The organism is Massilia sp. CCM 8734 (assembly GCF_011682155.1).
GTDB lineage: Bacteria > Pseudomonadota > Gammaproteobacteria > Burkholderiales > Burkholderiaceae_D > Telluria_A > Telluria_A rubra.
The window spans coordinates 95,405-119,822 of the sequence record NZ_WHJI01000021.1; the positions used below are offsets into that span (position 1 = coordinate 95,405).

Here is a 24,418-nt window from a genome sequence, read left to right on the forward strand (position 1 = left end):
CGGCTGCGGTGCTGCTAACCAGCAATTAGAACGTGTAACGTCCTGCCAGGGTGAAGTAACGGCCAACCGCGCCCGTCTGGTGCAGCGACGGGTTGTAGTTGATGCGGCCGTAGGTCTGCACGTCCAGCGGTGCTTTTTTGTTCAGCAGGTTGCTGACCGACGCGGTGATCTCGAAGTTTTTCGAGAACGCCCATTTGCCGAAGGTGTCGAGCGTGGTGAACGAGGCGATACGGCAGTTCAGCAGCGCGACGCCAGCTTCATCGGAATCGAGGCACTCGCCGCCGACCTGGTTGGTGTTGCTGATGCTGCTGACGTAGTTGACGTTGCCGGTGATCTGGAACGGACCATTTTCCCAACCCAACACGAAGCGGACCTTGGTCTTCGGCGTGCCGCCGTTGCCCGACAGGTTGACGTCGCCGTGGGTACCTGCGAATTCGTAGACGGTGCCGGCGGCATCGGTACGGGTGAATTCTTTCATGTAGGTCACGGTGACGCCGGAATTGAGCTTGCCGTTGTTGCCCAGGTTGAGGCGGCCGCGCAGATCGAGGTCGACGCCCGACGTCTTGGTTTCACCGGCGTTCAGATACGGTGCCTTGACCATCAGGATCTGGCCAGGCAGGTTCGGGAAGTTGGTGGTCGCTTCGCCGCGTACGATTTCAGCATCCGGGTAGCCCGCTGGGTTCTCGACCACGGCGCCAGGATCGGAACCACTGATTTCACCCGTACGCACGATCTGCCACAAGTCCACCGACAGGTTCACGTTCTTGATCGGCTCGATCACCATGCCCAGGCTGTAGCTCTTCGACTCTTCCGGCTTGATGTTCTTGTTACCGACGGTGATCGCGCCAACCGATTGGGCCGAGCAGTCCGCTGCCAGCTTGGTGACCGGGCAACGGATCGGATCGTTGGCAATGCTGGTGAAGGCCGCCACCGCGCTGTCGCCGTTTTCGGCGGCGCTCGGTGCGCGGAAGCCTTCAGCATACGTACCGCGGAATGCCAGGGTCGAGTTCGGGGTGAACTTGAAGCCCACTTTCGGCGTCGTCGAGCGGCCATAATCGGAGTAATCATCCGAACGCAGCGCGAATTGCAGTTCCACCGTTTTCAGGATCGGCACGGCCAGCTCGGTGTACAGCGCGGTCACGTCGCGCGAACCCTTCGATGCCGAATAACCCAGGCCGGCGATATCGTTGGTGTCGGTGAAAGGCGTCGCCTGGCTGTCGGTTTTTTCCTTGCGGTACTCGGCGCCGACGGCGATGCCCATCTTACCACCAGGCAATTCCATCAGTTCACGCGATGCCTTGAAGTCGAACGAGGTGCTTTTCGTGATACCCGAGTTGTACAAGGTTGGCGATATCAGGGCCAGCACATCGGCGTTGTTGATGACGCCCTTGCCGATACGGAAGGTACCGTTGTTCAGCGCCGTGCGCATCGCGCTGGTGCGGTAGTAGCCGTTTTGCGTCTTGTCGGTCTTGCTTTCCGCGTACAGCACGCCGGTGTCGTAATCCCAGTCGGCGAAGTTGCCCTTCACGCCGGCAAGGATGCGGGTGACCGTCGATTCCATGTCGGATGCGCGTGGACGCGATGCGTCTACCCAGCGCGGCCGTGCCGCCACGCCGAGGATGTTGTCCGGGTGGTTGGCCGGCATCAGCAGCTGGTCGGGGCCGGAGCCGGTGTTGTTGACGCGGGCGTTGACCAGATCGAAGCCGGCGCCGGTCAGGCCGGACGGGGTGGTGTAGGTTTTCGCTTCCGACTTGAACACGCCGACTTCGGCGTAGGCGCGGGTGGTTTCACCCAGCGCCAGCGTGCCGCGGGCGAACACGTTCAGGTTTTTGGTTTCTGGCTGGATGGTCGCGTAGTCGACCGGATCCCACAAGCAACCGCCACGCGTGTTGTCGTGCAAGGTGCCGCCGGTCGGATCGAGATTGATCGGATCGCAGCTGCCTGGCAGGTTGGTGACGTGGCCGTTCGGCGCGCCTGCGGCGTTTACCGGACGCAAGGTGCCGAGGAAGCTGCTGCCGCCGGCGTTACCGGCGCTGGTGTGGCCGTTGCGCTGGTCGCGGCCGCCCCATGGACGCGCGTCAGCCTGGCCCAGCCATTTTTCGCGGCTGTTCTGGTCAATGCGTTTTTGTTGTTTGGCGTCCACCGTCAAGAAGACGTTGTATTTGTCGGCCTGCAGGTCGCCGAAGCCAACCGCGCCGGAAATGCTGTTCACGTTGCCGTCGCGCTCGCCGGAGATGCCGGTGCTGGCGGAAATGGTTTTACCAACATAGTTCTGGCGCAGGATCACGTTGACCACGCCGGCGATCGCGTCGGAACCATAAATGGCCGAGGCGCCGTCTTTCAGGATGTCGATGCGATCGACCGCGTCGAGCGGGATCGAATTCAAGTCGACGAAGCTGCGCTGGCCATCGTCGCCGAAGCCGTACGGCGCGGTGCGGCGGCCGTTGATCAGCACCAGGGTCGAACTCACGCTCAGGCCGCGCAGGGACACGCCCGATGCGCTGCCGGCGAAGCCGTTGGTAAACGAACCGCTGATACTACCGTTGTTATCGGCGGAAATACTGCGTACGACTTCGGCAATCGAGGTCTTGCCGGTTTGCTCGATATCCTTGCGGCTGAGCGTCTGCACAACCGAAATGGTTTCCGCTTCGGCGCGCTTGATGCTCGAACCGGTAATTTCCACTTTTTGCATGTCGCCTGCGCTCTGCGCATTCGCCATCTGCATGCTCAGGGCGATACCGCCACCAATAAACATCACACGAATCGACCGCGACAATCTTGTCTCCACCATCATTGCAAAGCTCCTCATTTTGTAAGTGTATGAACGCGTTTCGCTCTCGTGAGGCGAAACGGCCACCGATTAATTATATTTATAGTCGTCTCTCGGACGCGTTCGCGAGATTTGCCGGAAATTCAAATCTTCGATTGCATATATAACCATTACGAACTCTTTCCTGTCAATTATTGATCTTGTACATATATCTAGAAAACAACAATTGATGCCCCAACCCTGCGGGTTTTCGCGCCGTTCACGCAGTCTTGAGAACGGGCAATCATGCATATTTGACGGTATATGCATGCAGTTACCATCTTTTTATGCGTATTTATACACATTTTTTGACGTCGGGAGGATTTTCGCAGGATCCCCGGCCGGCCACGATTTCGGTAAAAGGCGCGTTCGTTAAGATTCACTTAATTCGCGCCGATTAAACCGAAAGTAAATACGGACATGCTTTTCGGGTAACAATACGGCCCTGCGCGGTATTCACCGGCACCATTTCCGGCGCCTGTAAAGCGCACGGATTGGGCGGCGCGGCGGCTTAGTACGCCGATAAATGAACGCCGCGCACGCGCGCTCTAAAACGCCTTTGCCGGGAGTGCCAGTTTGCCGAAAAAACGCGTGCGGCCGGGGACCGGCGGCAGCGTTTCCCGCTTCACCGAGGCGTTGCGCGCATGCCCCCCGCCGGGCCACGCCGGGCCCCTGCCGGGCCGCCAATAGGCTAGTATGAAAGATTGACTTCATCCTCCCCGCCGTTCCCATGCGCCTGCTCATCCTTTCCGACCTGCATCACGAACTCTGGCGGGCCGAAGCGCCGCGCATCGATCCGGCGCTGTCCCGGCCCGATGTGGTCATCCTGGCCGGCGATATCGATACCGGCGCCAGGGCCGTGCCCTGGGCCGCGCACAACTTCGCCGGCTTGCCGGTGCTGTACGTGCACGGCAACCACGAAGGCTACGGCCACAATCTCGACACCGTGCAAGCCGAGTTGAAAGCGGCCAGCGCCGAGTCCGGCAACGTCCACTTCCTGTCCTGCGACGAAAAAATCATTGGCAATGTCCGCTTCCTGGGGGCCACGCTGTGGACCGATTTCCGCCTGTTCGGCGACGACGACCGCCAGGCCGCCATGCGCGAAGCGGAGGCGGTCATGAACGATTACAAGCGCATCCGCCTGGCCGGGATGAACTACCGCAAGCTGCGCGCAGCCGATACCGCCATGTTCCACGCCCTCCAGCTATCCTGGCTGCGCACCCGGCTGGCCGCGCCGTTTGCCGGGCCGACCGTGGTCATCACCCACATGGCGCCATCGATGCGCTCGGTACCGGAGGCGTACGCGACGTCGCGCTTTTCGGCCGCGTATGCCTCGCGGCTGGACGAGCTGGCCAGCCGGGCCGACCTCTGGGTACACGGCCACATGCACGATCCGGTCGACTACCTGATCGGCAAATGCCGGGTGGTGTCGAACCCGTGCGGCTACAAGACCCGCACCGGCGGCACCGAGAATGCCCGCTTCGATCCCGGCTTCATCGTCGAGCTGGACGAAGGCATCGGCGTTTCCCAGACATAAGGCAGCGCATGGCATCGTCGAGCATGGACGCCTGACCTCCTCGGGCATACTCGACCAGATGCGCGCTCGGTCAAAAAACATCTACCGCGAAAACGTGTTCCCGTACCTGACAAAGCGCTTTTCGACGCCACTGATGATATAGCGATTCGCAAATGAGTGAAGCCAACGCTACCAGCAACTTTAATCGCACGGAATGCTAAATTTGGGATTCCCATACCTGCAAAATGAAGTATAACTATTGCAATAAGATTAACTTTTGGATGCAAAATGTGGGTTTTCACGAGTGTTGCAGATTGGATTGATGAACAAGGAAAAAGCGCCGCTTCAGTATTGGATCAGTTGGTCGAAGACTCACATTACAATCACGGTGTAATGATTGCAGCCGCCACAACGCACTCATTCATGAAACTTTGTGCATCAATGTCGGACATTTTACGCTTGGGCGATGGCGTTAAAAAGGGTGGAGTGTCTGGCTTTTTTGCCGATGGGATGAGGTTCATCGCTATCTTCCCGGTCGGCAAAGCCACACAAATGGCGAAATCTGCAGTACTGCTAAACAGAGCGAAGGTCATCCAAGACATTGCGCCAAGAGCAGGAATTTGCTCTTGGGTGGGTACGACCAAGGCATTGGCACAAACCGGGCATCATGCCAACGGAAAACTCTATGCACATGTTGCCGACTTAGCGGCCGCTGTGGGTATCTCGATTGATCGGCTTGGCGGGGTCGCTCTGGAAACGATGGCGCACAATCTGCAAAATCTGGGGGCGAGGATAGGAAACTTGGTATCAGTTCGCAATCTTGAGGAAATTTTGGCGAAGGGTTTGCTGAAGCGAGATGGAAGTGTAGTCCTTATTTCAGTAAGGTTGATGCGTGCTGGCAAGGACATTGGCGGCCATTTGATCTACGCGTTTTATGACACCTTGGGGCGGTTGCGATTCATGGACCGGACTATAGTTTCAAAAAACCAAGGTACCTATGCAAGCCTGGGTGAACTGGGCATCAAGTATGGAGCAGATGCGATGATTCCAAGGGCGGCATTGCCAATCTATAATATGTTCGTTAAATCCGTCGCTTACCAGACGCCAACGTTAGTGCTTCCAATTGCCGCCGTAGTAGCACAGTATCAGGAGAAAAAGCCTCAAGTGGCGAAGTCCCCTTCAAAAAATAACACATCTACAGACCTCAAATTGTCCGCAAACACCCAAACACAGGAACGCGAGATGAACATCGATTTTCTGCCAGTACCCGAGCTGGCTTGCCCCCAATGCGGAGCTACCAATTGGCGACATTTCGATCTACCTGCTAACACCTGCTTACAACATGAATTGTTGCAAAACTGCGAGAGACTCATCAATGTAACCGTCTATGTGTTTATTGCGGTAGGCTTCCTTTTCATTTTTCCCGCTCTGCAAGAGCTTGCTTTAATTGCCGTTGGAATGCTCTTATGCCTCGCGCCAACAATCTTTCTTTTAATGCGATTGGGCGGTCATATCAGGTCGACAATTCATTTGTGCGAAAGTTGTGGTTTTTTCAGCTCAGAATAATTTTGCGGCTGCGCCACTCCTAGCTAGCCGGTGATCAGCACCGTTCCTGCGTATAGCCGGGAACAGACCCACACCACATGCTTGATCACCCGTGAACAGAAGTCACAGTTTATCAATCAGAAAAATACCGTCGGATTTTCATTGTCGGAGAGTGAGAATGAAGGGGATGTATGGCTCTCGGAAGCACATGAAGCAAAAATTCCGATACGTAAAGAAGTGAAGTCGGCATGTTGATCGATGTAGGGACGCGTGGAATAATGGTCCCATCCGTAGCGGGCCGATCTTCAAAGCCAGACATGTTTTGCTTACACTGCTTATCGACGATAATCGACTGCTTATTTCATGGTTTCTGTCGCATTGTTGAACGAACGACGGAATTTTCCTGGAGCGGCACGATGGCCCTCAAACTGGACGGACCATTCAGAATCACATCGAGAGGAAATCGCATCCCTTTGAAGTTGAGCATGTCGATTCGTCTTAGATTCGGGTGCCGCAACTTATATGATTGTCCGGCTGACGTTCGCTAATGCAACAGAACCATCTATAATATGTTCGCTAAATCCGCCGTTTACCAGATGCCGAGCATAGTGCTTCCAATTATCGCTGTAGTAGCACAGTATGAAGACAAAAAACCTCAAGGGGCGAAGTCCCCTGCAAAAAAATAACCCATCTACAGTGCGCAAATTGTTCACCAGCACTCAGATATAGGAACGCCAGATGAACATCGATTATATGCCAGTTCCCGAAATGGTTTGTCCTCAATGCGGAGCTAGCAAATGGCGACATTTCGATATACCTGGTAACACCCGCTTACAACATCAATTGTTGCGAAACGGAAAAATACTCATCACTGCAAGCGTCTCTGGATTTATTGCGGCAGGCTACCTTCTCATTCTTCCCGCTCTGCAGGCGCTTGGATTTATTGCTATTGGAGTACTTTTGTGCCTCGCGCCATCGATCTTCCTTGTACTTCGATTGAGCCAACATATCAGGTCGACACTTCATTTGTGCGAAAGTTGCGGTTTTTTCAGCTCTGAATAACTTTGCGGCTGGGCCACTCCCAACCAGCCAGTAATCGGCAGCGTTCCTGCGTACAGTAGGGAACAGACCCACACCACATGCTTGATCATCCGTGAACCGAAGCCACAGTCAAGATGGAAGCTTGTCTGCCCAAACACGCAATTGCGGCGCCGGCTCGACCGTTCAAGCCCAGCGGACAGGCAGGTCGCCGCGCCATCGCGCCTCGCGTGCAAGCTGTTGTTAAACCTGATTGCAAAATTGCATGCACGGAAGATTTCCTGATGTTAGTATGCACATCGGGCATCGGCGCCAGACCGGGCGCAGCCCCGTGCCCGCAAGCATCCGCCAGCGGCCAGCAAACCTTGTCGGGGTACCCATCTTGGTTCAGCGTTTTTCTCCTTTACTGGCCGTGCAGGGCCGCGAACACGATCTCGACTATGCGCCGGCGCCCTGGGTGCTCAAGCAATGCGCCGAGACCGACATCATCTTCCTGGCCAATCCGCCCGCCTACGAAGAACTGAGCGAAACCTACGCCTACGAAGTGACCTTCAGCAAGGAATCGGCCGCGCGTAAGCAAGCCGAGCCGATACGCTACGCCTTCAGCACCATGCTCAAGCACTTCCGCGCCAGGGTCTTGAAGCGCAACAAGGTGCTGGGCATCCTGAACCAGTTGATCGCCGCCTCGCCCTCGGCGCGCATCAACGTGCTCGACGTCGGCTGCGGCTGGGGCGAGCTGCTGCAAACCCTGATGACCTCGCTGCCGCCGGCCCTGCGCGGCCGGGTCGCGCCGCACGGGGTGGAAATTTCGCGCGCGCTCTCGACCCTGTCGGACGACAAGCTGCGCCCGCTGGGCGGACGCTGCGTGCACGCCTCGGCCCAGGATGGCGTACTGCGTTTCGAGGAAGACTATTTCGACATCATCGTCATGGCCTCCTACCTCGAACACGAAGCCAGTCCGCTCGAAGTGCTGGAAAACTGCCGCAAGCGGCTCAAGGCGGACGGCACCATCATCGTCAAGGTGCCCAACTTCGCCTGCTACAACCGGATGATCCGCGGCCCGCGCTGGAGCGGCTTTCGCTGGCCCGACCACGTCAACTACTTCACGCCCAAGACGCTGCGCGCGATGGCCGCGCGCGCCGGCCTGGACGTGGTGCGCATGAGCGCGCTCGACACCACCCCGTTCAGCGACAATATGTATGCCTTGCTGCGCACCAGCAAGGCGCAATAACCCAGCGCCATCACCCGGGGCCATCATCGCGATCAAGAGGCTGCGCATTCCTGCTAACATTGGCGAATGCGAATCTCTTCTTTCAAACCTCTCATCCTCTCCCTGCTGGCCGGCGTGGCCCTTGCCGCGTGCAGCCCCCAATACAACTGGCGCGATTACAGCAGCCAGGATGCGCCCTTCCGCGTGATGTTCCCCGACAAACCGGCCACCCACGCGCGCGACGTCGACCTGAACGGCATGACGGTCAAGATGACCATGACCGCGGCCCAGGTCAATGGCACCATGTTCGCCGTCGGCAGCGGCGAAGCGCCCGACGCCGACAAGGCCGAAGCGGCCGTGGCGGCCATGAAGACGGCGCTGGTGCGCAATATCGGCGCCACCATCAACAGCGAAAAGCAGGGCAAGGCCTCGGCCGCCGCCGGCAGCGCCACTGCGCGTTCGAGCGCCATCGACATCGACGCGAGCGGCGTGCAGAAAGGCGTGCCGATGCGCCTGGTCGGCCATTTCGAGTCGCGCAACAAGCGCTTTTACCAGGTCATCGTGATGGGCAAGGAAAAGGACATCTCGCAGGAACAGGTCGAGATGTTCATGTCCTCGTTCAAGCTGCAATAAGAACGTGACCGGGCACGTGACGGCGACCCTGGGCGGTGCGCGCGCGGCGCGCGTGTTCCTGTGCTTTGCGCTGGGCTACCTGCTGTCGTACGCGCTGCGGGCGGTCAACGCCGTCATCGCGCCGGCGCTGGTGGCCGAGATGGGCTTGTCGAACGCCGACCTGGGACTGCTCTCGTCGGCCTATTTCGTCGCCTTCGGCGCCATGCAGCTGCCGCTCGGCGTGTGGCTCGACAAATACGGCGCGCGCCGCACCGAATCGACCCTGCTTCTGTGCGCCGCCGTGGGCGCGGCCGTGTTTGCGAGCAGCAGTTCGCTGGCCGGCCTGTGGCTCGGGCGCGCCCTGATCGGGATCGGCGTGTCGGCCTGCCTGATGGCCGCCTTCAAGGCCTACCGCCAGTGGTTTCCGCTCGAACGCCAGAGCCAGCTGGCCAGTTGGATGCTGGTGGCCGGCACCTCGGGCGCGCTCACCGCCACCGTGCCGGTGACCATGGCGCTGCCAGCGATCGGCTGGCGCGGCATTTTCTGGGTGGTCGCGGCCCTGCTGCTGGCGGTCGCCGGCGCGATCTTCTTTTCGCTGCGCGAGGTCGAACGCCAGTTCGACAGCGGCGCGGCCAAGGCTGGCGTGGCGCTCGCCGATGGCGGCTACCGGCGCATTTTCGGCAGCGCCTATTTCTGGCGCATGGGCGTGCCGGGCCTGCTCAATCACGGCATTTTCTTCGCGCTCCAAACCCTGTGGGCCGGGCCGTGGATGACGACCGTGCTGGGCAAAAGCGCGCAGCAGACCGGCTCCATCCTGTTCGCATTCAATGCCGTGCTGCTGCTGTCCTACCTGGCGCTAGGCTGGGCCGCGCCGCGGCTGGTGGCGCGCGGCTGGAACACGCACCGCATCATCGGCCTCGGGATCGGCGGCATGGTGGCCACGCAGGCGGCCATGCTGGCCACCAGTGCGCCGCTGGCCTGGCTGCTTTGGCTGCTGCTGGCGGCCTGCGTGCCGGTCACCACCCTGGTGCAGTCGCACGTCGCGCTGGCCTTCCCGGCCGCGCTGGCGGGGCGCGCCAACTCGGCCTACAACCTGCAACTGTTCATCGGCGCCTTTGCCACCCAGTGGGGCTTCGGCGTGGCGGTCGACCTGTTCAAGGCGCACGGCGCCCCGGCGCCCGACGCCTTCCGCGCCACCCTCGCCATCGCCGTGCTGCTGCAGGCCGGCGCGCTGGCGTTCTTCACCTTCAGCCGCGCGCAACCCGGAAACGCACGACCATGAACCAAGACAGCGGCGCCGCCCTGAAGCTGACGGCACTGAGCAAGCACTTCGGCCGTCCGGCCGTCGACCAGCTGGACCTGACGGTGCGGCGCGGCGAACTGTATGCGCTGCTCGGCCCCAACGGCGCCGGCAAGACCACCACCTTGCGCATGGTGGCCGGCCTGCTGGCGCCCGACGCCGGCCGCATCGAGGTGCTCGGGGTGGACCTCGCGCGCGACCCGGCGGCGGCCAAGCGCAACATGGCCTACCTGCCGGACGACCCGATGCTGTACGCCAAACTGAAACCCACCGAATACCTGGAATTCGTGGCCGGCCTGTGGGGCATCGACGCCGGTCAAGCCGAGCCGCACGCACGCCGCCTGCTCGACTGGCTCGACCTCGCCGCGCACGCGCACGAACTGACCGAAGGCTTTTCGCGCGGGATGAAGCAAAAGCTCGCGCTGGCCGGGGCGCTGATCCACGAACCGCGCCTGCTCATCCTGGACGAACCGCTCACCGGGCTCGATGCGGCCGCCGCGCGCCAGGTCAAAGACCTGCTGCTGGCGCACGTGGATGGCGGCGGCACCGTCATCCTCACCACCCACATCCTGGAAGTGGCGGAACGGCTGGCGCAGCGCATCGGCATCATCGAGCACGGGCGCCTGATCGCCGAGGGCACGCTCGACCAGCTGCGTGCGCAGACCGAGGGCGGCACCCTGGAAGACGTGTTCCTGCAGTTGACAGGGAAACGCTGATGGCGCGTCCCGGCAGCGCCCTGTGGCTGCTGCGGCACGAGCTGCGCCTGGCCATGTTCGACATGCTGGGCATGCGCAAGGATGCGGCCAGCATGGGCATCGGCAAGAAGACGCTCGCGGTGTGGCTGATCCTCGCCACGCTGATGCACGGCTTCGCGTTCATGGCGCTAAGCCACGCTACGATCCCGGCCGGGCCGCCGGCGCATGCGCTGCTGAAGATGGTCGGCGCACTGATGGCCGGTATTTTCACGCTCATGCTCTCGACCGGCCTCAATGCCAGCGTGACGGCGCTGTTCGAGCGGCGCGACCTCGACCTGCTGCTGTCGTCGCCCATCCCGTCAACCAGCGTGTTGAGCGTGCGCCTGGCGGCGATCGCGGCCAGCAGTTGCACGCTGTACCTGTTTTTCCTGGCGCCGTTCGCGCATGCAGGCATCGTGCTCGGGCAGTTCCGCTGGCTGGGAATCTACCCGGCCATCATCGGCATGACGCTCACCTCGTCATCGGTCGCGATGCTGCTCACGCTGGGGCTGGTGCGCTGGCTGGGCGTGCGGCGCACGCGCGTGACGGCGCAACTGCTCGGCGCACTGTCGGGGGCCGCGGTGTTTTTGCTGACGCAGGCATTTAACAGTGCGTTCGGGCCGGACGTGCAGCGCATCGTCACGCGCCTGGCGTCGCTGTTCGACCAGGGCGCCACGCTCGGCGTCGACAGCGTCGCCTGGCTGCCCGCCAGGGCGGCGCTGGGCATGCCGCTGCCGGCCTTGCTGATGCTCGCCACGGGCGGCGCGGTGTTCCTGCTGACAGCGCGCCTGACCCATCGCCTTTTTTTGCGCGGCGTGCTGCAGGCCGCCGGCGCGGCGCGGGTAGCCAGGGCGCCGGCTGGGGGCGTGCGCCTGCGCTTCGGGCGCGGTCTCGCGCGCACCGTCATCGTCAAGGAATGGCGCCTGATCTGGCGCGACCCGCAACTGATCGCGCAGGTGGGATTGCAACTGATGTACATGCTGCCTTTGCTCATGCCGCTGCTGTTCGGGCGCGCGGTCTCGCTGCCGACGGTGGCGGCGGCGCTGGTGTTTTTATGCGGCACGCTCAGTTCCTCGCTGGCCTGGATCGTGATCGCCGCCGAAGACGCCCCCGACCTGCTGCGCGGCGCCCCGTGCAGCCAGGGCGCGATCCGGCGCGCCAAGCTGGCCGCGGTGGCGATCCCACCGCTGGCGGTGGCGCTGCTGCCGCTATGCTGGCTGGGCATGCGCCAGCCAGCCGCGGCGGCCATCATGCTGCTTGCCTGCGCCATGTGCGCATGCAACAGCGCGCTGGTGGTGGCCTGGTGCAGCCCGCCGGCCGCGCGCGGCGACTTCAAGCGGCGCGGCAAGTCGAACCTGGCCCGCACCGTCTTCGAACTGCTGACCGGCGCCGGCTGGGCAGGCCTGAGTTTCATCTTGATGTACGGCCAGGCGCACGGCTGGAAAGCGTCGGTCGTGGTCGGGTCCGTCATGACCACGCTGCTGCTGATGGCCTTCGCGGCAACGGCACGGTTTTTCCGGGTGAAACCCGGTTGAGCCGGCGCGCTACGTGAGGCACTACGTGAGGCACAAGCGGCGTATCGTCACGACCGGAAGCGCCGGTTCGTGTTATCGTTTCACCATGTACGCATAATTAGAAAGTTCCTATGTTAATTACCTTTACCTCCAAAGCAGCATCAGAAGTTTTGATGTACAAGGAACACGCAAAACGCATCCTCGACCTGCTCCATAAAAACGTCGACCAGGGTGTCATCACGGCAGCCGAAGCGCCGCATGCCTTGCAAGTTCTCGAGCAAGAAATCGCCGAGAGCCGCCAGCATGTCGTGTCCGAAGATGTCGAGCGCGATGTCCATGCGCATCACAACGAAGACGGCGACGACGCCAACCACGAAGAGATCCAGGCGGTCAGTTTTTCGACCCGTGCTTATCCGCTGGTGGAAATGCTGCGCGCAGCCAAGGCCGGCGGTCACGACGTGGTCTGGGGCGTCTGATGTCCGCGCTGGTGGCGCAACACAGCCACCAGCTCGTTGCCGCCGACGGCACACGGCTGCATGTCAGCGACTACCTGCTGCCGGCCGCGCCGCTGCGCGCCAGCGTCGTGATCATGCATGGCCTCGGCGAGCATAGCGGACGCTATCGCCACCTGGCCGCGTTCTTCAACGATTGCGGCCTGTCGGTGCGCTGCTACGACCACCGCGGCCATGGCCGCTCGCAAGGCAAACGCGGCGACGTCATCAACGGCGATCCGCTGCTGCAGGATGCCGAAATCGTCATCGACGACTTTGCCGCGCACTTTCGCCGGCCTCCCTTTTTGTTCGGCCACAGCATGGGCGGCTTGTTCGCGGCGCGCTTCGCCCTGTCCGGCGTGTCGCCCTTGCGCGGCCTGATCCTGTCGTCGCCCGCCCTGGCGCTGCGCTTGTCGCGCCTGCAACTAATGCTTCTGAAGGCCTTGCACGCGCTGGCGCCGTCGCTGGCGGTGCCGAACGGCTTGCCGGCGCGCTGGCTGTCGCACGATGCGGGTGTCGTGGCAGCCTATCAATCCGATCCGCTGGTGCATGGCAGGATCAGCGCGCGCCTGATGCACTCGATGCTGCGTTCAATCGATTATTGCCACGCGCACGCCGGCAAGTTGACAGTGCCGGCGCTGTTGCTCGCCGCCGGCGACGACCGGCTGGTCGACCCGGACGGCGTGCGCCGCTTCGCCGCGCACTTGCCGCCCGGCCTGGCGCAGCTGCATGTGTACGAGGGCATGTATCACGAAATTTTCAACGAGCTCGACGCAGCCCGCCCGCTGGCGGACCTGCGCGCCTGGCTCGTCGCGCAAGACGCCTTGCAGAACAACTAGCCGGCTTCGTCGGTATGGATTCAAGAAAGCTGAATATTTGCATTTCGGCTGAGCAAACACTTGCGCTCGGTCAGTAGCAGGTACAACAGGCTGACGATCAGGCAGGTCCACCACATCGACCAGAGCGTGTGGGTGAGAAAGTGGGCGCCGCGCAGTTGCTGCACCCAGCCCAGCGCAAAACCGAGCCCGAGCATGGCCGCGCCCACGCGCAGGGCCGTGCGCGGCCGGTGCGGCAGCCAGAACACCGCCAGGGACACCAGCCACAGCGCGCTCGACGCGTGGCCGGCCGGCATGCAATGGCCAAGCGAGGCGTACGGCAAGGCCGACTGGAACAGGCGCACATAGGTTTCGCCGCCGCCGAACAGCGCCAGGTCCCACGGGCAATGCGAGGCGCTCATATATTTCAGCGCGCTGATCCAGGATGGCGCCAGCAGCGCCGACAGTGCCACCACGCGCAGGCGCAGGCGGAAAGGCGTGGCCCAGGCCGGGCGTGGCCAGAGCAGGTCGAACAAGGCGGCCAGCACCATGCCGCCCGCCAGGGTCAGCAATGCCGCCTTGGCCCAGACATGGCTGACCGTTTCGGCAAACCACGCATGGCGCCAAGGAAAAGTGCCGCTGGCCGGATCGAACATGGCTTGCGCCAGCATCAGGTCGAGGTCGGTGAAGGCGTTGATCCATGCGATCGCCAGTGCGCTGCCCGCCAGCGCCAGGAGCAGCCGCTTACGACTCATGCGTGCATGGCCCGAAGATGTCGAGGCCCGGATTGTAGACGGCCGTGCTGATGCGGTGCATGCCCAGCACCGAATGGAATACATTGTCGTGCGAGAACGATTGTCCGGTGCGCGCCGCCAGGCAGCGCTGGTCGATATGGAAGCGCGAACGGAAGCCCTCCGACAGCCACAGCATGAACGGCACTTCGCGCTGCTCGGCCGGGGAAATCACATACGGCGCTCCGTGCAGATACATATTGTGTTCGCCGAGCGATTCGCCATGGTCGGAAAAATACAGCATGGCGGTATTGAGCTGTTCCTTCTCGCCGCTGGCCTTGAGCAATTCGATGGCCTGGTTGAGGAAGTGGTCGGTGTACAGGATCGAGTTGTCGTAGGCGGCCACGATCGATTCGCGCGAGCACGATTCGAGCTGGTTGGTCCGGCATACCGGGCCGAAGCGCTGGAAGGCGGCGGGCGCGCGTTTCCAGTACGCGGGGCCGTGGCTACCTTTCTGATGCAAGACGATGACCAGGTCCTTGCGCGCCTTGCGGATCAGCTCGGGCAAGCCGTCGAGCAGGCGTTCGTCGTAGCATTCGTCGTCGACACACCATTTGTTGCCGGGATCGGCTTTCGACAGGTCTTCGACATCGACCCGGTCGCAGGTCCCTTTACAGCCAGAATTATTGTCGCGCCACAGGACGCCGAAACCGGCATGCGACAGCACGTCGAGCAAGCCCTGCTGCGCATGGGCCTTGTCGTCGGAATAGTTTTCGCGGCCCAAGGCCGAAAACACGCAGGGTACCGACACCGCCGTGGCCGTGCCGCACGATTGCACGTTGGTGAAGTTAAGCAAATCAGCTTGTTTCGACAGTTCCGGATTGGTGAGACGGGCGTAACCGTTGAGCGAAAAATTGGCGGCGCGCGCGGTCTCGCCAAGCACGATCAGGGTGACCGAGCGAGCGCTGTTGCCGCCGGCGCTGGCGCGCCTGGTCGCGTCCATGCCCAGCGGCGCGACCACCAGCGCCTGGGCGCGGCGCTGCTTGACGTAGCCGTTGATGGCCTGGATGTAATTCGTCGGCGCCAGCAAATAGCGTAGTTCGCGGTGCTCGCGCAGCGCGGGCGCCAGGCTTTTGAAGAACAAGAACAGCAATATCGCCGCCACCAGCAAGGAGCCGCCGATGTTGGCGGCCTGCAGCACCAGGCCACGCTTGCCCGCGCAAAACACGATCTGCGTGCGCCAGACCAGCAGCGAGGGCAGGATACCCAGCAAGGTGATGGTCAGCAGCAGCTTCCAGTTCAGCAATTCGAGGGCTTCGTGGACATCGGTTTCGAGCAAGTTCTGGATCATCGACTTGTCGATCGCGGTGCCGTACTCGTTCATGAAGTAGTACGTGGCCGAGGTCGCCATGAACAAGACGACCAGCACGGGCTTGACGATGAAACGAAAATTGATGAGGTTCAGGCAGGCATTGAACAAGAGCACCAGCAAGGCGAAACTGCCCAGGTGCAGCGGCAGGTGCGACAGCCCGAGGCCGCCGGTAGCGCTGAAAAACGTGCGCCAGAAGGTGGCGTTGCAAGCGGTGAGCAGGAATACCGAGGCGCCCAGGATGAGCAGGGAAGCGTGGATGCGCGGTGCGGTGTTCAATGTCAACGGAATCTCCAGGGTCAGCGATGCCACCTGGCAAGGCGACACATGCTGGCGAAGATACCGTTTTGAACATCAAGCCGGCGTCAACCGGGCGTTAAGATTTCGTTAAAGCAGGATTGAAGCGGATTTCGAGAATGCTGCCGCCGCCCACGCGTTCGCTGTACACGAGGGTGGCGCCGAGGTACTCGCAGATGCGGCGCACCAGGGCCAGGCCGAGGCCCGCGCCTGCGGAACCTTTCGCCACCGCCGCCGGTGCGGCGCCCTGGGCCGGGTCGAAGATGGCGCGCACGGCCAATGGCAGGCCGGGGCCGGTATCTTCGACCAGTACCGATTCGGCGCCAAGCCGGACCGCGACCTCGCCCTGCGCGGTGTACTGGCAGGCATTGCGGATCAGGTTGCCGACGGCCGCCACCAGCAATTCGGGCGGCGCGGCGATGGCGAAGGCGGGACCGCCGAGGAAGCGCAGCGCGACCGGCGTGCCGGCAACCAGCGACTGGGCGCGCTCGGTTTCGGCGCGGGCGATCTGGTCGACGCTGGTGACGGGATGGGCGATGCGGTCGCGCGAACGCGCCAGGGTCAGCAGCACGTTGACGCAGGCGGACGCCTCGTTGGCGGCGCGCAATATACGCTCGGCCGCGGCGGCGGTGGCCGGATTGGCATCCGGCTGGGCGAGGATGATTTCGGCCGCGCCCGTGATCACGGTCAGCGGCGTGCGCAATTCGTGGCTGACGTCGCCGGTGAACAGGCGCTCGCGCTCGAGGTAGGTGCGCAGCTCGCTGGTGTGGGCGGCGAAGGCGCGCGCCAGCACGCCGAGTTCGTCGCTGCGTTCGAGCAGCGGCAATTCGGTGGAACTTTCGCGCACGGCGGCAGCCAGGGTGGTAATCGGGGTCACGAAGCGGCGCCCGATGAAGCCGCCCAAAAACAGCGAAAACAGCATGATCCCGATAAAACCGACGCCGAACATCGAATAGACGACCAGTTCGATCTTTTCATAATCGCTTTCGTGGTCGACCACCACATAATTGCCGGCGTCATCCTTGCCCGCAAGAACGTGCAAGCCGATGCCATCGACATGCACTTCGCCTACGCCTTCCGGCAAGTTGCGCAGCGGCGGGGGAATGGCGTTGCCGTGGTGGAAACTCAGGCCGGCGGGCATGGCGACCGGCAAGCCGCCGGCATGGCGCGGTGCGGCCCAGGCGGCGGCCTCGGCAAGGCGATTATCGACCAGGTGGACCTCGATGCCTTCGACCGCGACGATGGCGATGGCCGCCAAAAAGAGCGAGGAGCCGAGCGCGAACAGCAGGTAGGCGACGGCGATGCGGCGGCGCAGGGAATCAGGCGGCCTCATCGGCGCTCACCAGTTTGAAACCGAGTCCGGGGACGGTGCGCAGCATGGGAAAAGGAAACGGTTTGTCGAGAGCCTGGCGCAGGGCATGAATATGGGTGCGCAAGGCATCGCTGTCGGGGCGGTCGTCGCCCCAGACCGCTTGTTCGATCACGTGGCGCGGCACCACGTTGGGCGCCTCGCGCATCAGGCGTTTGAGGATGGTGTAGCCGGTTTTGGTCAGGGCCAGCGGGATGCCGGCGCGGGCCGCTTCGTAGGTGCCGGTGTTAAAGCTCAGCTCGCCGACGCGCAGGATGGCGGCGCCACCGACGGCGCCGTTGGCGCGGCGTAGCAAAGCCTTCAGGCGGATGTCGAGTTCGACCAGGGAAAATGGCTTGACCAGGTAATCGTCGGCGCCACTGTCGAAGCCGGCGACCTTGTCTTGCAAGGTGTCGCGCGCGGTCAGCATCAGGACCGGGATGTTGCTTTTGAGTTCGCCACGGAGTTTCTGGCAGATATCCAGGCCGGTCAGGCCGGGCAGCATGACGTCGAGAACCACCACGTCATAGGTGTTCTGGGCGGCCAGCGCCAGGCCGGCATAGCCATTGGCGGCCGAGTCGAGGATGTAGCCCTTCGGTTCCAGGAAACCGTACAGGTTGGCCACGATGTCGGGATTGTCTTCGATGATGAGGATGCGCATGGGGGTATTCTAGTGCACTGCGCCTGTTGGGGGGCAAGGCCAGCCGGCGGCGGGCATGGGCCGGACTGCGTATGTTCCCAACTGCTACAATCACTGCCTTTTTTCAATGTGACAGATGGCAGCAATGACTCAGGATTCTATCAAGCGTGGCGGTTTCAGTTCCAGTTTCGGGGTATTGGCGGCAACGCTCGGCTCGGCCGTTGGCCTTGGCAATATCTGGAAATTCCCCTATTTGACGGGCGCCAACGGCGGTGCCGGTTTTTTGCTGATCTATGTGCTCTGCACGTTGGTGGTCGGTATTCCGGTCATGATCGCGGAAATCACCATAGGGCGCGCGGCCAAGGCCAATCCGATCACTGCGCTGCAGCGCTTAAACCCGGGCAAAGCGCCGTGGTGGCTGATTGGCGTGGCGGGCATGGCCGCCGCTTTCCTGATCCTGTCGTTTTATTCCGAAGTGGTCGCGTGGGTGTTTGCGTATGTCATCAAGGCCATCGACGGTTCCATTCTCAGTAGCGAACGGCACGTGGCGGAGAACGCCTTTGGCGCGCTGATCGGCGATCCGGTTCAATCGCTGTTGTGGCAATGGTTCGTGCTGGCGTTTATCGGCGGCATTTTGCTACTTGGCGTAACCAAGGGCATTGAAGGACTGACCAAAAGACTCATGCCGGTCCTGTTCGTGCTGTTGCTGTTGCTGTGCGGGGTCAGCCTGTCGCTGGAGAAAGCCGCTGACGGCCTGGCCTTCCTGCTGCGCCCGGAGTTCAGCAAGATCAGTGCTGGCGTGGTATTGACGGCAATGGGCTTGGCGTTTTTCAAACTGTCGCTGGGAATGGGAACGATGATGACCTACGGTTCCTATTTTCGCGACGATCAGAATATCCCGCAAACGGCCTTGAGGGTCATGGCCGCCGATCTGTGCGTGTCCATGCTGGCGGGGATCGCCATCTTCCCGGCGGTATTTACATTCGGATTTGAACCGTCGGCGGGTCCGGCGCTGGTCTTCATGACGATTCCCGCAGTGTTCTCGCAAATTCCGGGTGGCCACCTCTTGATGATCGTTTTCTTTGTGCTGGCGGCGGTCGCGGCGACCGGAGCGATGCTGTCGCTGATGGAGGTGCCGGTGGTGATTTTGCATGAGCGCCTTGGCATGAGCCGTCCGAAGGCGACCTTGATCACGATTGCCTGCCTGATGCTGCTCGGTTCCACGTGCGCACTGACGAACAGCGTGCTGTCACACGTCAAGGTGTTCGGCCTGAATCTGTTCGACCTCTTCGATTTCGTGTCCTCGAATATCCTGCTGCCGCTGGGAGGCATTTTGCTTGCCCTGTTTGCAGGCTGGGTATGGGGTGCGGATCGATTCAACGATGCCATATCGAACAAAGGCACGCTGTCCAACGCGGCGACCGCGCGCGTGGTGCTGTTTTTGCTGCGCTACGTGTCGCCCTTGCTGATTTTGCTGGTGATGCTCAAAGGGTTGAAGGTGTTTTAAGGGGCGCAGGCGTGGCAGGCGTGGCCAACAGGCTTGTCATGCGCTTTCACGTGCTGGGATGAGCCGCCCCTTGCGATAGGCGCTGCCGAACAGGCGGACCAGGCAGGCGCTCAAGTTGCGCAGGGCGGGGTTGCGGGCGTGCCTGCGGCTCGGGTTCGGACTCACGGTTTCGTCGCACAGCTTGCGCGCAAAGCCTGTGTTGAATTTTTTTGCCGCCGACTCTGGCCGGAAGCTGGCATCGGTCGAGATGGCGCCGATGCTGAACTTGCTGCGTCCGTGTCTTTTGCCGTAACGATGGATATTGATGTTGATTGCATCGTTGATCAGCAGCGTTGCTTCAAGAAAGTTGTCGAAGATCAGGAGCTCGATGGAGCGAACCGCGCCTGGGCCAAGCAGCGTTACCAGCCGGCGCAATTGGGTTTCCACGCGCATTTCACCACCAAACTCGACGCCGTTGGAGTCGAGTACGCCATTCTCGATATACACCTTGAAGTTGAGTTCGATAGCGCTGCTCGCAAAACGGTAAGGCTTTTCGTAAAGTCGATAATCGTAGTCACCCACGGGGTCGAAGCCGTGTTCGATCAGGGTAGCGCTGGAAAAGTCCGGCAAGCCGAGCATTTCGGGGCCCGTGACGAGTCCCTCCTCGATATAGATGCGCATGAGTTCTGCAACGGAACAGTGCACAAGCGGGTCGATGGCCGCTGATTTTCTGGGATGCATGTGTCTATTCCTTCCGGTTTTCTAACTGTAGTGCGGCGGAAAATGATCGGCCGGCCACCCCCCGGCTTGGTAAAATCGGCGTTCACATTTCACTATGTCGCATCAGGTCGCTTTACGGGCCATCAACGATGGACCATGAGCGCGAACGATGACACAACAACAAGTACAAGCTAGCCAGGCTCAAGCGGCTCCAGGAACGGATGCAAGCGCACTGGGGGCGCTGATAGCCAGCTACGATAAAGGCTTTCCAGCAGCAAAAATCGGATGGTGCGTGGCTGTGCTCTTGTTTGCATTCGGGGTGTTCATATTCAGGGTGGCCTCGCAGGCACACCCTGATAGCGCACCCGACAACGTTGTCTACGGGCTGTACGCATTTGGGTTTGCCGCGATGGCGCTGGCCATTGGCTTGGGATATCTCGTCTGGCAGCTGAATGCGGCGCAACCAGCATATTATGTGTTCGAGCATGGTATCCGTACCTGCGACCGCGATGGGGAACAAACTGCCCTGTACTGCGATATCGAGGATGTGTTTTCCAGCAATTTCGTTGTCTTGGCCTTTCGCATCTCACCCCGGACACCATGGATTTTTCTGGGTAACTACCCGGAACAGTCCGCCGTTTTAAAAGAGTTGCACCGCCGGCACATGATGGAGCGCTTTGCAAACTTGTTTCAACAAACGCTGCATGGTCACACGGTGGTGTTTCGCTATTTTACGCGTTGGTTTTGGTTGACGAAAAAAACGCTGATGAATTACCCGGCTTCCGAGATAACGCTGAACAAGCAACAACTGACAATCGGAGACAAGAGCATCACCATCGACCGCATCGGCGATATTCAGCAGAGTTTCTGGAGCCAAAAAGCAACAATCATGGACAAGGATGGTGTCGTGTTTCATACCATGCACGGCCAGGCTGTCCTGTCATTCGATGTGCTGCTTGGCGTCTTGAGAGGTCTTCAACATTTCCACTCCACGCAGCCTACGCCACAATAAGGCAGCGAAAGCGAGCGATGACACGCGTCGAACAGGCGCGAGACGCGCAGGCGCTGGACCCACCGATTCCGTGTTGTTGAAGTTCGTGGGGATTGTGCCGGGCTCATAAACCTAAAGATACGACACCACTCAGGAACGGGTTACGTCCAGGCGCCGCGGGGGGGGGGAGCGCGTTCAGCGGATCGGCAAAAAACTCGGTTAGGCCACGTTGGATGGCTTCGATCAGTGCATCCAGCGCAACAGGGCCATATTTGCGCTCCTCATACGTGACGACAATGCCCTTTTTGGTACGGCGAAAATGCACGCAGAATGCGTAAGCGCTCCACGAACCTCAGCCTGTTCAGTTGGGGATATCGCTGGTTAAATCCGGGGTATGCAAATCCTTCACATTCCAAGGCAGCAGCGCTTCGACCTGATCCACGGTTTTCGCCGCAGGCAGGTCACGCAGCACGCGCCGCAGCCACGTGTAAGGTTCGACCCCGTTCGCCTTGGCCGTCTCCAGCACCGAGTAGATGACGGCGCTCGCGTTGGCGCCGGCCACCGTATCGCTGAACAGCCATGCCTTGCGGCCGACGACGAACGGGCGGATCGCGTTTTCGGCGCGGTTGTTGTCAATCGGCAGGTCGCCGCGCTCCGTATAGCGCGTCAGCCGCGGCCAGTAATCGCGCAGGTAAGACAGCGCTGTTCCGAGAGCACTCTTCGGCGTCACACCAGGCAGCGTCCTGTCGAGCCAGGCGCGCAGCGTTGCCAGCGCCGGCAGGCTGTGCTGTTGCCGCGCCAGCAGGCGAGCGTCGTTGCTGGCGTCCTTGTGGTCGCGCTCGACGCCGTAGAGCTTGCCGATCAGCGCGACAGCCTCATCGGCGAGCCCGCGCTTGCCTTTCGGCTGCACCTTGACGGCCTCGACGAAACGGCGGCGCACATGGGCCCAGCAGACCAACTGCTCGATGCCCTCGGTGCGCATCAGCGCGTTATAACCGCTGTAGCCATCGGTCATCACGTAACCCCGGTAGTCGTGCAGCAGGCGCACCGGCACCTGCCCGCTGCGGCTCGGATCGTAGTCGAACACCACCACCGGCATTCCCGGCGGCCCGCCCGTCTGCACCCACATATAACTGTTCGAGGTCGGCGCCTTGCCGGGCTCCTTGAGCACCTGTACCACGGTTTCGTCGATGTGCAGGAACGGCCCCTCCAGCAAGGTGTCGCGCATCAGGTTGAGCAAGGGTTGCAGCACGCCGGCGGCGCCGATGACCCAGCGCGCCAGCGTCTGGCGCGACACCGTCACGCCGTGGCGGGCCAGGACGTATTCGAAGCGGGCCAGCGGCAGGCCGTCGATGAACTTGACCACCAGCAGCATCGCCAGCAGGTCGGCGCTGGCGTTGCTCTTTGGAAGAGGCTGCGGCGGCAACGCCGCCGTGACCGGCGCATGGACGCTGCCAGGGCAGCCGTAGCGCTTGCGGATGTGGCGCAGCACGCGCACCTGCATCGGTACCAGGTCAAGCTGCTCGCTGACGTCCTCGCCGATTTCCACCATCGGCGTACCGCATGGGCAGGTGCGTTCGGCGGCAGGCACGTCGTGCACCACATCGACACGTTTTAGCTCGGCCGACAATGGCGCGCGCTTGCCGCGCGCCGGCTTGGTGTTGGCCTTGCCACAGGGCGTGGTGTGCGGCGGCAGCGGCGCAACGTCCTGCATCGCATCGGTTGCGGCGGCCAGCACCTCGGCCTCGTCGAACAAACGGCCCTGGCTTGATGCCTGCTCCGAGCTGGCGCCGAACATGCGGTGGCGCGCCAGGATGAACTGTTCCATCATGTGCTGCATGTGGTTCAGCGCTTGCGTCTTGACGTCGTTGTGTGCGGCGATAACCGAGTGCAGCAGCGCTGTCAGCGCAGCCGCATCGGTCGGCAACACGGCCGGCAAGACCAGTTCGGGCAGGCTGTAGCGAGGCGGCAGATTCGACGGTTTCACGGTGGCGGAAGGCATGCCATAGTTTACCAAATTTTGCTATGAAACAGAACTGAAATGCAGCGTTTTATGGGGTGGCTTTTGCCATAAATCGAAGCCTTCCAGCAGCCATTCGAATTGCTGCAGCGTGACCCCTTGCGTGGCACCGTCGGCGTCGCGCGGCCAAGCGAATTTCTCGGCCTCCAGACGCTTGAGCCACAGGCAGAAGCCGTTGCGATGCCAGTACAGCACCTTGATCTTGTTGCGCTCCCGGTTGATGAAGACGTACAAGGCGCTGCCGAACGGATCGAGGCCCAGCGCCTGTTCGACCAGCACAGACAGGCCGCCGATGGACTTGCGGAAGTCGACCGGGTCACGGCATAAAAACACCTGCTCAATGCGGCAGCCCGGATGCATCAGCGTGCTCCCGCGTGGGCTTGCTCAAGGGCCAGCAGCCAGGCCGGCGACGGCAGCACCGCCAACTCCAGGCGCAGGCCGGAGCGCAGCACCAGGGTGCATGGGCTGGTCGTTGCGACCGCTGCCGCATCGAGCACGCGCAGTGCGACGAATTTGTTCGCTGGGCCGCTGCTGCCGTCGCCAGCGGCGGCGGCCAGCTTCAACTTGCGACGCCAGTAATACAGCGACGTCAGCGTCAGGTCATGCTGTCGTGCATACACGCTCGCCGCCGTGCCTTCGCGCCGACACGCCTCGACGTGTGAGGTCCAGAATTCGGTATCACCTTCCATGCTTGCTCCCGTTCAAATTGAAACGGCAAGCATGCGGAAATCGCGATCAAGCTACAAGGCTGTGGTTAATGGAGCGCTTACCAGAATGCGTCATGACTGCCGTGCATCTGGAAACTCTTTGCGCCGTTCTGCAAACTGACAACGCCGTCCATCAAATCATACAGCGCCATGTAGATTAGATTTGGCATACGCCCCCGTTTGCGGGAGGAAATCAGATCCTGGCCGATGTGCATGTCAATCTCGCCTGTGTCCGCATCGGTAGCGCGTTCTTGACTGTCATGGCGGGAAAATCGGAAGTTGATCAACATGCGTAGATCCATTACAAAGAAAGCTTCCCGATTGGTACAAAAACGCGGACGAAAAAAAACCCGGTTTGCACCAGCGCGATCATGAACGCGCTTGGGCTTACCGGGGTTTTTCTCTTATAACTAGCCTGACGATGACCTACTTTCACACTGGTTGCAGCACTATCATCGGCGTAAAATCGTTTCACGGTCCTGTTCGGGATGGGAAGGGGTGGTACCGATTTACTATGGTCATCAG

22 protein-coding genes and 1 rRNA gene are annotated in these 24,418 nt (G+C 61.3%); 12 read left to right on the forward strand and 11 right to left on the reverse strand.

Features of this window, described 5'->3' with window-relative positions; all coding sequences use genetic code 11:
• Positions 1–25 precede the first annotated feature (25 nt).
• The gene (locus F2P46_RS19770) at positions 26–2,755 is read right to left on the reverse strand and encodes a TonB-dependent receptor (protein WP_166893303.1); all 2,730 of its coding nucleotides are present in this window, start codon (positions 2,753–2,755) and stop codon (positions 26–28) included.
• Positions 2,756–3,539: 784 nt separating this feature from the next.
• Between F2P46_RS19770 and F2P46_RS19775 the strand changes: the two genes are divergently transcribed.
• The 10 genes from F2P46_RS19775 to F2P46_RS19820 all read left to right on the forward strand — a co-directional run bounded on the left by F2P46_RS19775 (position 3,540) and on the right by F2P46_RS19820 (position 13,608).
• Positions 3,540–4,346, forward strand: a complete 807-nt coding sequence (locus F2P46_RS19775; RefSeq protein WP_166893305.1) for a metallophosphoesterase — start codon at positions 3,540–3,542, stop codon at positions 4,344–4,346.
• A gap of 267 nt (positions 4,347–4,613) precedes the next feature.
• Positions 4,614–5,891 carry a hypothetical protein gene (locus F2P46_RS19780; RefSeq protein ID WP_166893307.1) on the forward strand — a complete coding sequence of 426 codons (1,278 nt, stop codon included), beginning with the start codon at positions 4,614–4,616 and terminating at the stop codon, positions 5,889–5,891.
• 717 nt (positions 5,892–6,608) lie between these two features.
• The gene (locus F2P46_RS19785) at positions 6,609–6,932 is read left to right on the forward strand and encodes a hypothetical protein (RefSeq protein ID WP_166893309.1); all 324 of its coding nucleotides are present in this window, start codon (positions 6,609–6,611) and stop codon (positions 6,930–6,932) included.
• A gap of 358 nt (positions 6,933–7,290) precedes the next feature.
• On the forward strand, positions 7,291–8,139 hold the full coding sequence (locus F2P46_RS19790; protein WP_166893311.1) for a class I SAM-dependent methyltransferase: 849 nt from the start codon (positions 7,291–7,293) through the stop codon (positions 8,137–8,139).
• Positions 8,140–8,205: 66 nt separating this feature from the next.
• Positions 8,206–8,751 carry a hypothetical protein gene (locus F2P46_RS19795; protein ID WP_166893313.1) on the forward strand — a complete coding sequence of 182 codons (546 nt, stop codon included), beginning with the start codon at positions 8,206–8,208 and terminating at the stop codon, positions 8,749–8,751.
• Between the two features lie 4 nt (positions 8,752–8,755).
• Complete coding sequence (locus tag F2P46_RS19800; RefSeq protein WP_166893315.1) at positions 8,756–10,012, forward strand: MFS transporter; 1,257 nt, start codon at positions 8,756–8,758, stop codon at positions 10,010–10,012.
• Entirely contained in the window at positions 10,009–10,746 is a 738-nt protein-coding gene (locus F2P46_RS19805; RefSeq protein WP_166893317.1) for an ABC transporter ATP-binding protein, read from the forward strand. The genes F2P46_RS19800 and F2P46_RS19805 overlap by 4 nt, the downstream gene beginning before the upstream one ends.
• Positions 10,746–12,299, forward strand: a complete 1,554-nt coding sequence (locus F2P46_RS19810; RefSeq protein ID WP_166893319.1) for a hypothetical protein — start codon at positions 10,746–10,748, stop codon at positions 12,297–12,299. Before F2P46_RS19805 ends, F2P46_RS19810 begins: the two co-directional genes overlap by 1 nt.
• Positions 12,300–12,409: 110 nt before the next feature.
• A complete protein-coding gene (locus F2P46_RS19815) occupies positions 12,410–12,754 on the forward strand; it encodes a DUF1840 domain-containing protein (protein WP_166893320.1) in 345 nt (114 codons plus the stop codon).
• Positions 12,754–13,608: an alpha/beta hydrolase gene (locus tag F2P46_RS19820; protein WP_166893322.1), complete on the forward strand. Its 855-nt coding sequence runs from the start codon at positions 12,754–12,756 to the stop codon at positions 13,606–13,608. The genes F2P46_RS19815 and F2P46_RS19820 overlap by 1 nt, the downstream gene beginning before the upstream one ends.
• Positions 13,609–13,628: 20 nt before the next feature.
• Here F2P46_RS19820 and F2P46_RS19825 read toward each other — a convergent pair whose 3' ends face one another.
• The 4 genes from F2P46_RS19825 to F2P46_RS19840 all read right to left on the reverse strand — a co-directional run bounded on the left by F2P46_RS19825 (position 13,629) and on the right by F2P46_RS19840 (position 17,990).
• Positions 13,629–14,339, reverse strand: a complete 711-nt coding sequence (locus tag F2P46_RS19825) for a phosphatase PAP2 family protein (protein ID WP_166893324.1) — start codon at positions 14,337–14,339, stop codon at positions 13,629–13,631.
• Positions 14,329–15,969: a phosphoethanolamine--lipid A transferase gene (locus tag F2P46_RS19830; protein WP_229509360.1), complete on the reverse strand. Its 1,641-nt coding sequence runs from the start codon at positions 15,967–15,969 to the stop codon at positions 14,329–14,331. The genes F2P46_RS19825 and F2P46_RS19830 overlap by 11 nt, the downstream gene beginning before the upstream one ends.
• A gap of 91 nt (positions 15,970–16,060) precedes the next feature.
• Positions 16,061–17,314 carry a HAMP domain-containing sensor histidine kinase gene (locus F2P46_RS19835; RefSeq protein ID WP_166893326.1) on the reverse strand — a complete coding sequence of 418 codons (1,254 nt, stop codon included), beginning with the start codon at positions 17,312–17,314 and terminating at the stop codon, positions 16,061–16,063.
• Positions 17,301–17,990 (reverse strand): response regulator transcription factor, encoded by a 690-nt coding sequence (locus tag F2P46_RS19840; RefSeq protein WP_166893328.1) that lies wholly within the window; start codon positions 17,988–17,990, stop codon positions 17,301–17,303. The genes F2P46_RS19835 and F2P46_RS19840 overlap by 14 nt, the downstream gene beginning before the upstream one ends.
• Before the next feature lie 124 nt (positions 17,991–18,114).
• Here F2P46_RS19840 and F2P46_RS19845 point away from each other — a divergent pair, with 124 nt between their 5' ends.
• Positions 18,115–19,476: a sodium-dependent transporter gene (locus tag F2P46_RS19845; protein ID WP_166893344.1), complete on the forward strand. Its 1,362-nt coding sequence runs from the start codon at positions 18,115–18,117 to the stop codon at positions 19,474–19,476.
• Positions 19,477–19,512: 36 nt separating this feature from the next.
• Here F2P46_RS19845 and F2P46_RS19850 read toward each other — a convergent pair whose 3' ends face one another.
• The gene (locus F2P46_RS19850) at positions 19,513–20,196 is read right to left on the reverse strand and encodes a hypothetical protein (protein ID WP_166893330.1); all 684 of its coding nucleotides are present in this window, start codon (positions 20,194–20,196) and stop codon (positions 19,513–19,515) included.
• A 148-nt stretch (positions 20,197–20,344) separates the two neighbouring features.
• Between F2P46_RS19850 and F2P46_RS19855 the strand changes: the two genes are divergently transcribed.
• Positions 20,345–21,187, forward strand: a complete 843-nt coding sequence (locus F2P46_RS19855; RefSeq protein WP_166893331.1) for a hypothetical protein — start codon at positions 20,345–20,347, stop codon at positions 21,185–21,187.
• A gap of 340 nt (positions 21,188–21,527) precedes the next feature.
• Here F2P46_RS19855 and F2P46_RS19860 read toward each other — a convergent pair whose 3' ends face one another.
• The 5 genes from F2P46_RS19860 to rrf form a co-directional block, all read right to left on the reverse strand.
• Positions 21,528–23,168 (reverse strand): IS66 family transposase, encoded by a 1,641-nt coding sequence (locus tag F2P46_RS19860; RefSeq protein WP_166893333.1) that lies wholly within the window; start codon positions 23,166–23,168, stop codon positions 21,528–21,530.
• Between the two features lie 21 nt (positions 23,169–23,189).
• A complete protein-coding gene (tnpB, locus tag F2P46_RS19865) occupies positions 23,190–23,546 on the reverse strand; it encodes an IS66 family insertion sequence element accessory protein TnpB (RefSeq protein WP_208296697.1) in 357 nt (118 codons plus the stop codon).
• The gene (locus F2P46_RS19870) at positions 23,546–23,875 is read right to left on the reverse strand and encodes a hypothetical protein (RefSeq protein ID WP_166893336.1); all 330 of its coding nucleotides are present in this window, start codon (positions 23,873–23,875) and stop codon (positions 23,546–23,548) included. Before F2P46_RS19870 ends, tnpB begins: the two co-directional genes overlap by 1 nt.
• Positions 23,876–23,952: 77 nt before the next feature.
• Positions 23,953–24,183 carry a hypothetical protein gene (locus F2P46_RS19875; protein WP_166893338.1) on the reverse strand — a complete coding sequence of 77 codons (231 nt, stop codon included), beginning with the start codon at positions 24,181–24,183 and terminating at the stop codon, positions 23,953–23,955.
• Between the two features lie 123 nt (positions 24,184–24,306).
• Positions 24,307–24,418 (reverse strand): 5S ribosomal RNA (gene rrf / locus F2P46_RS19880).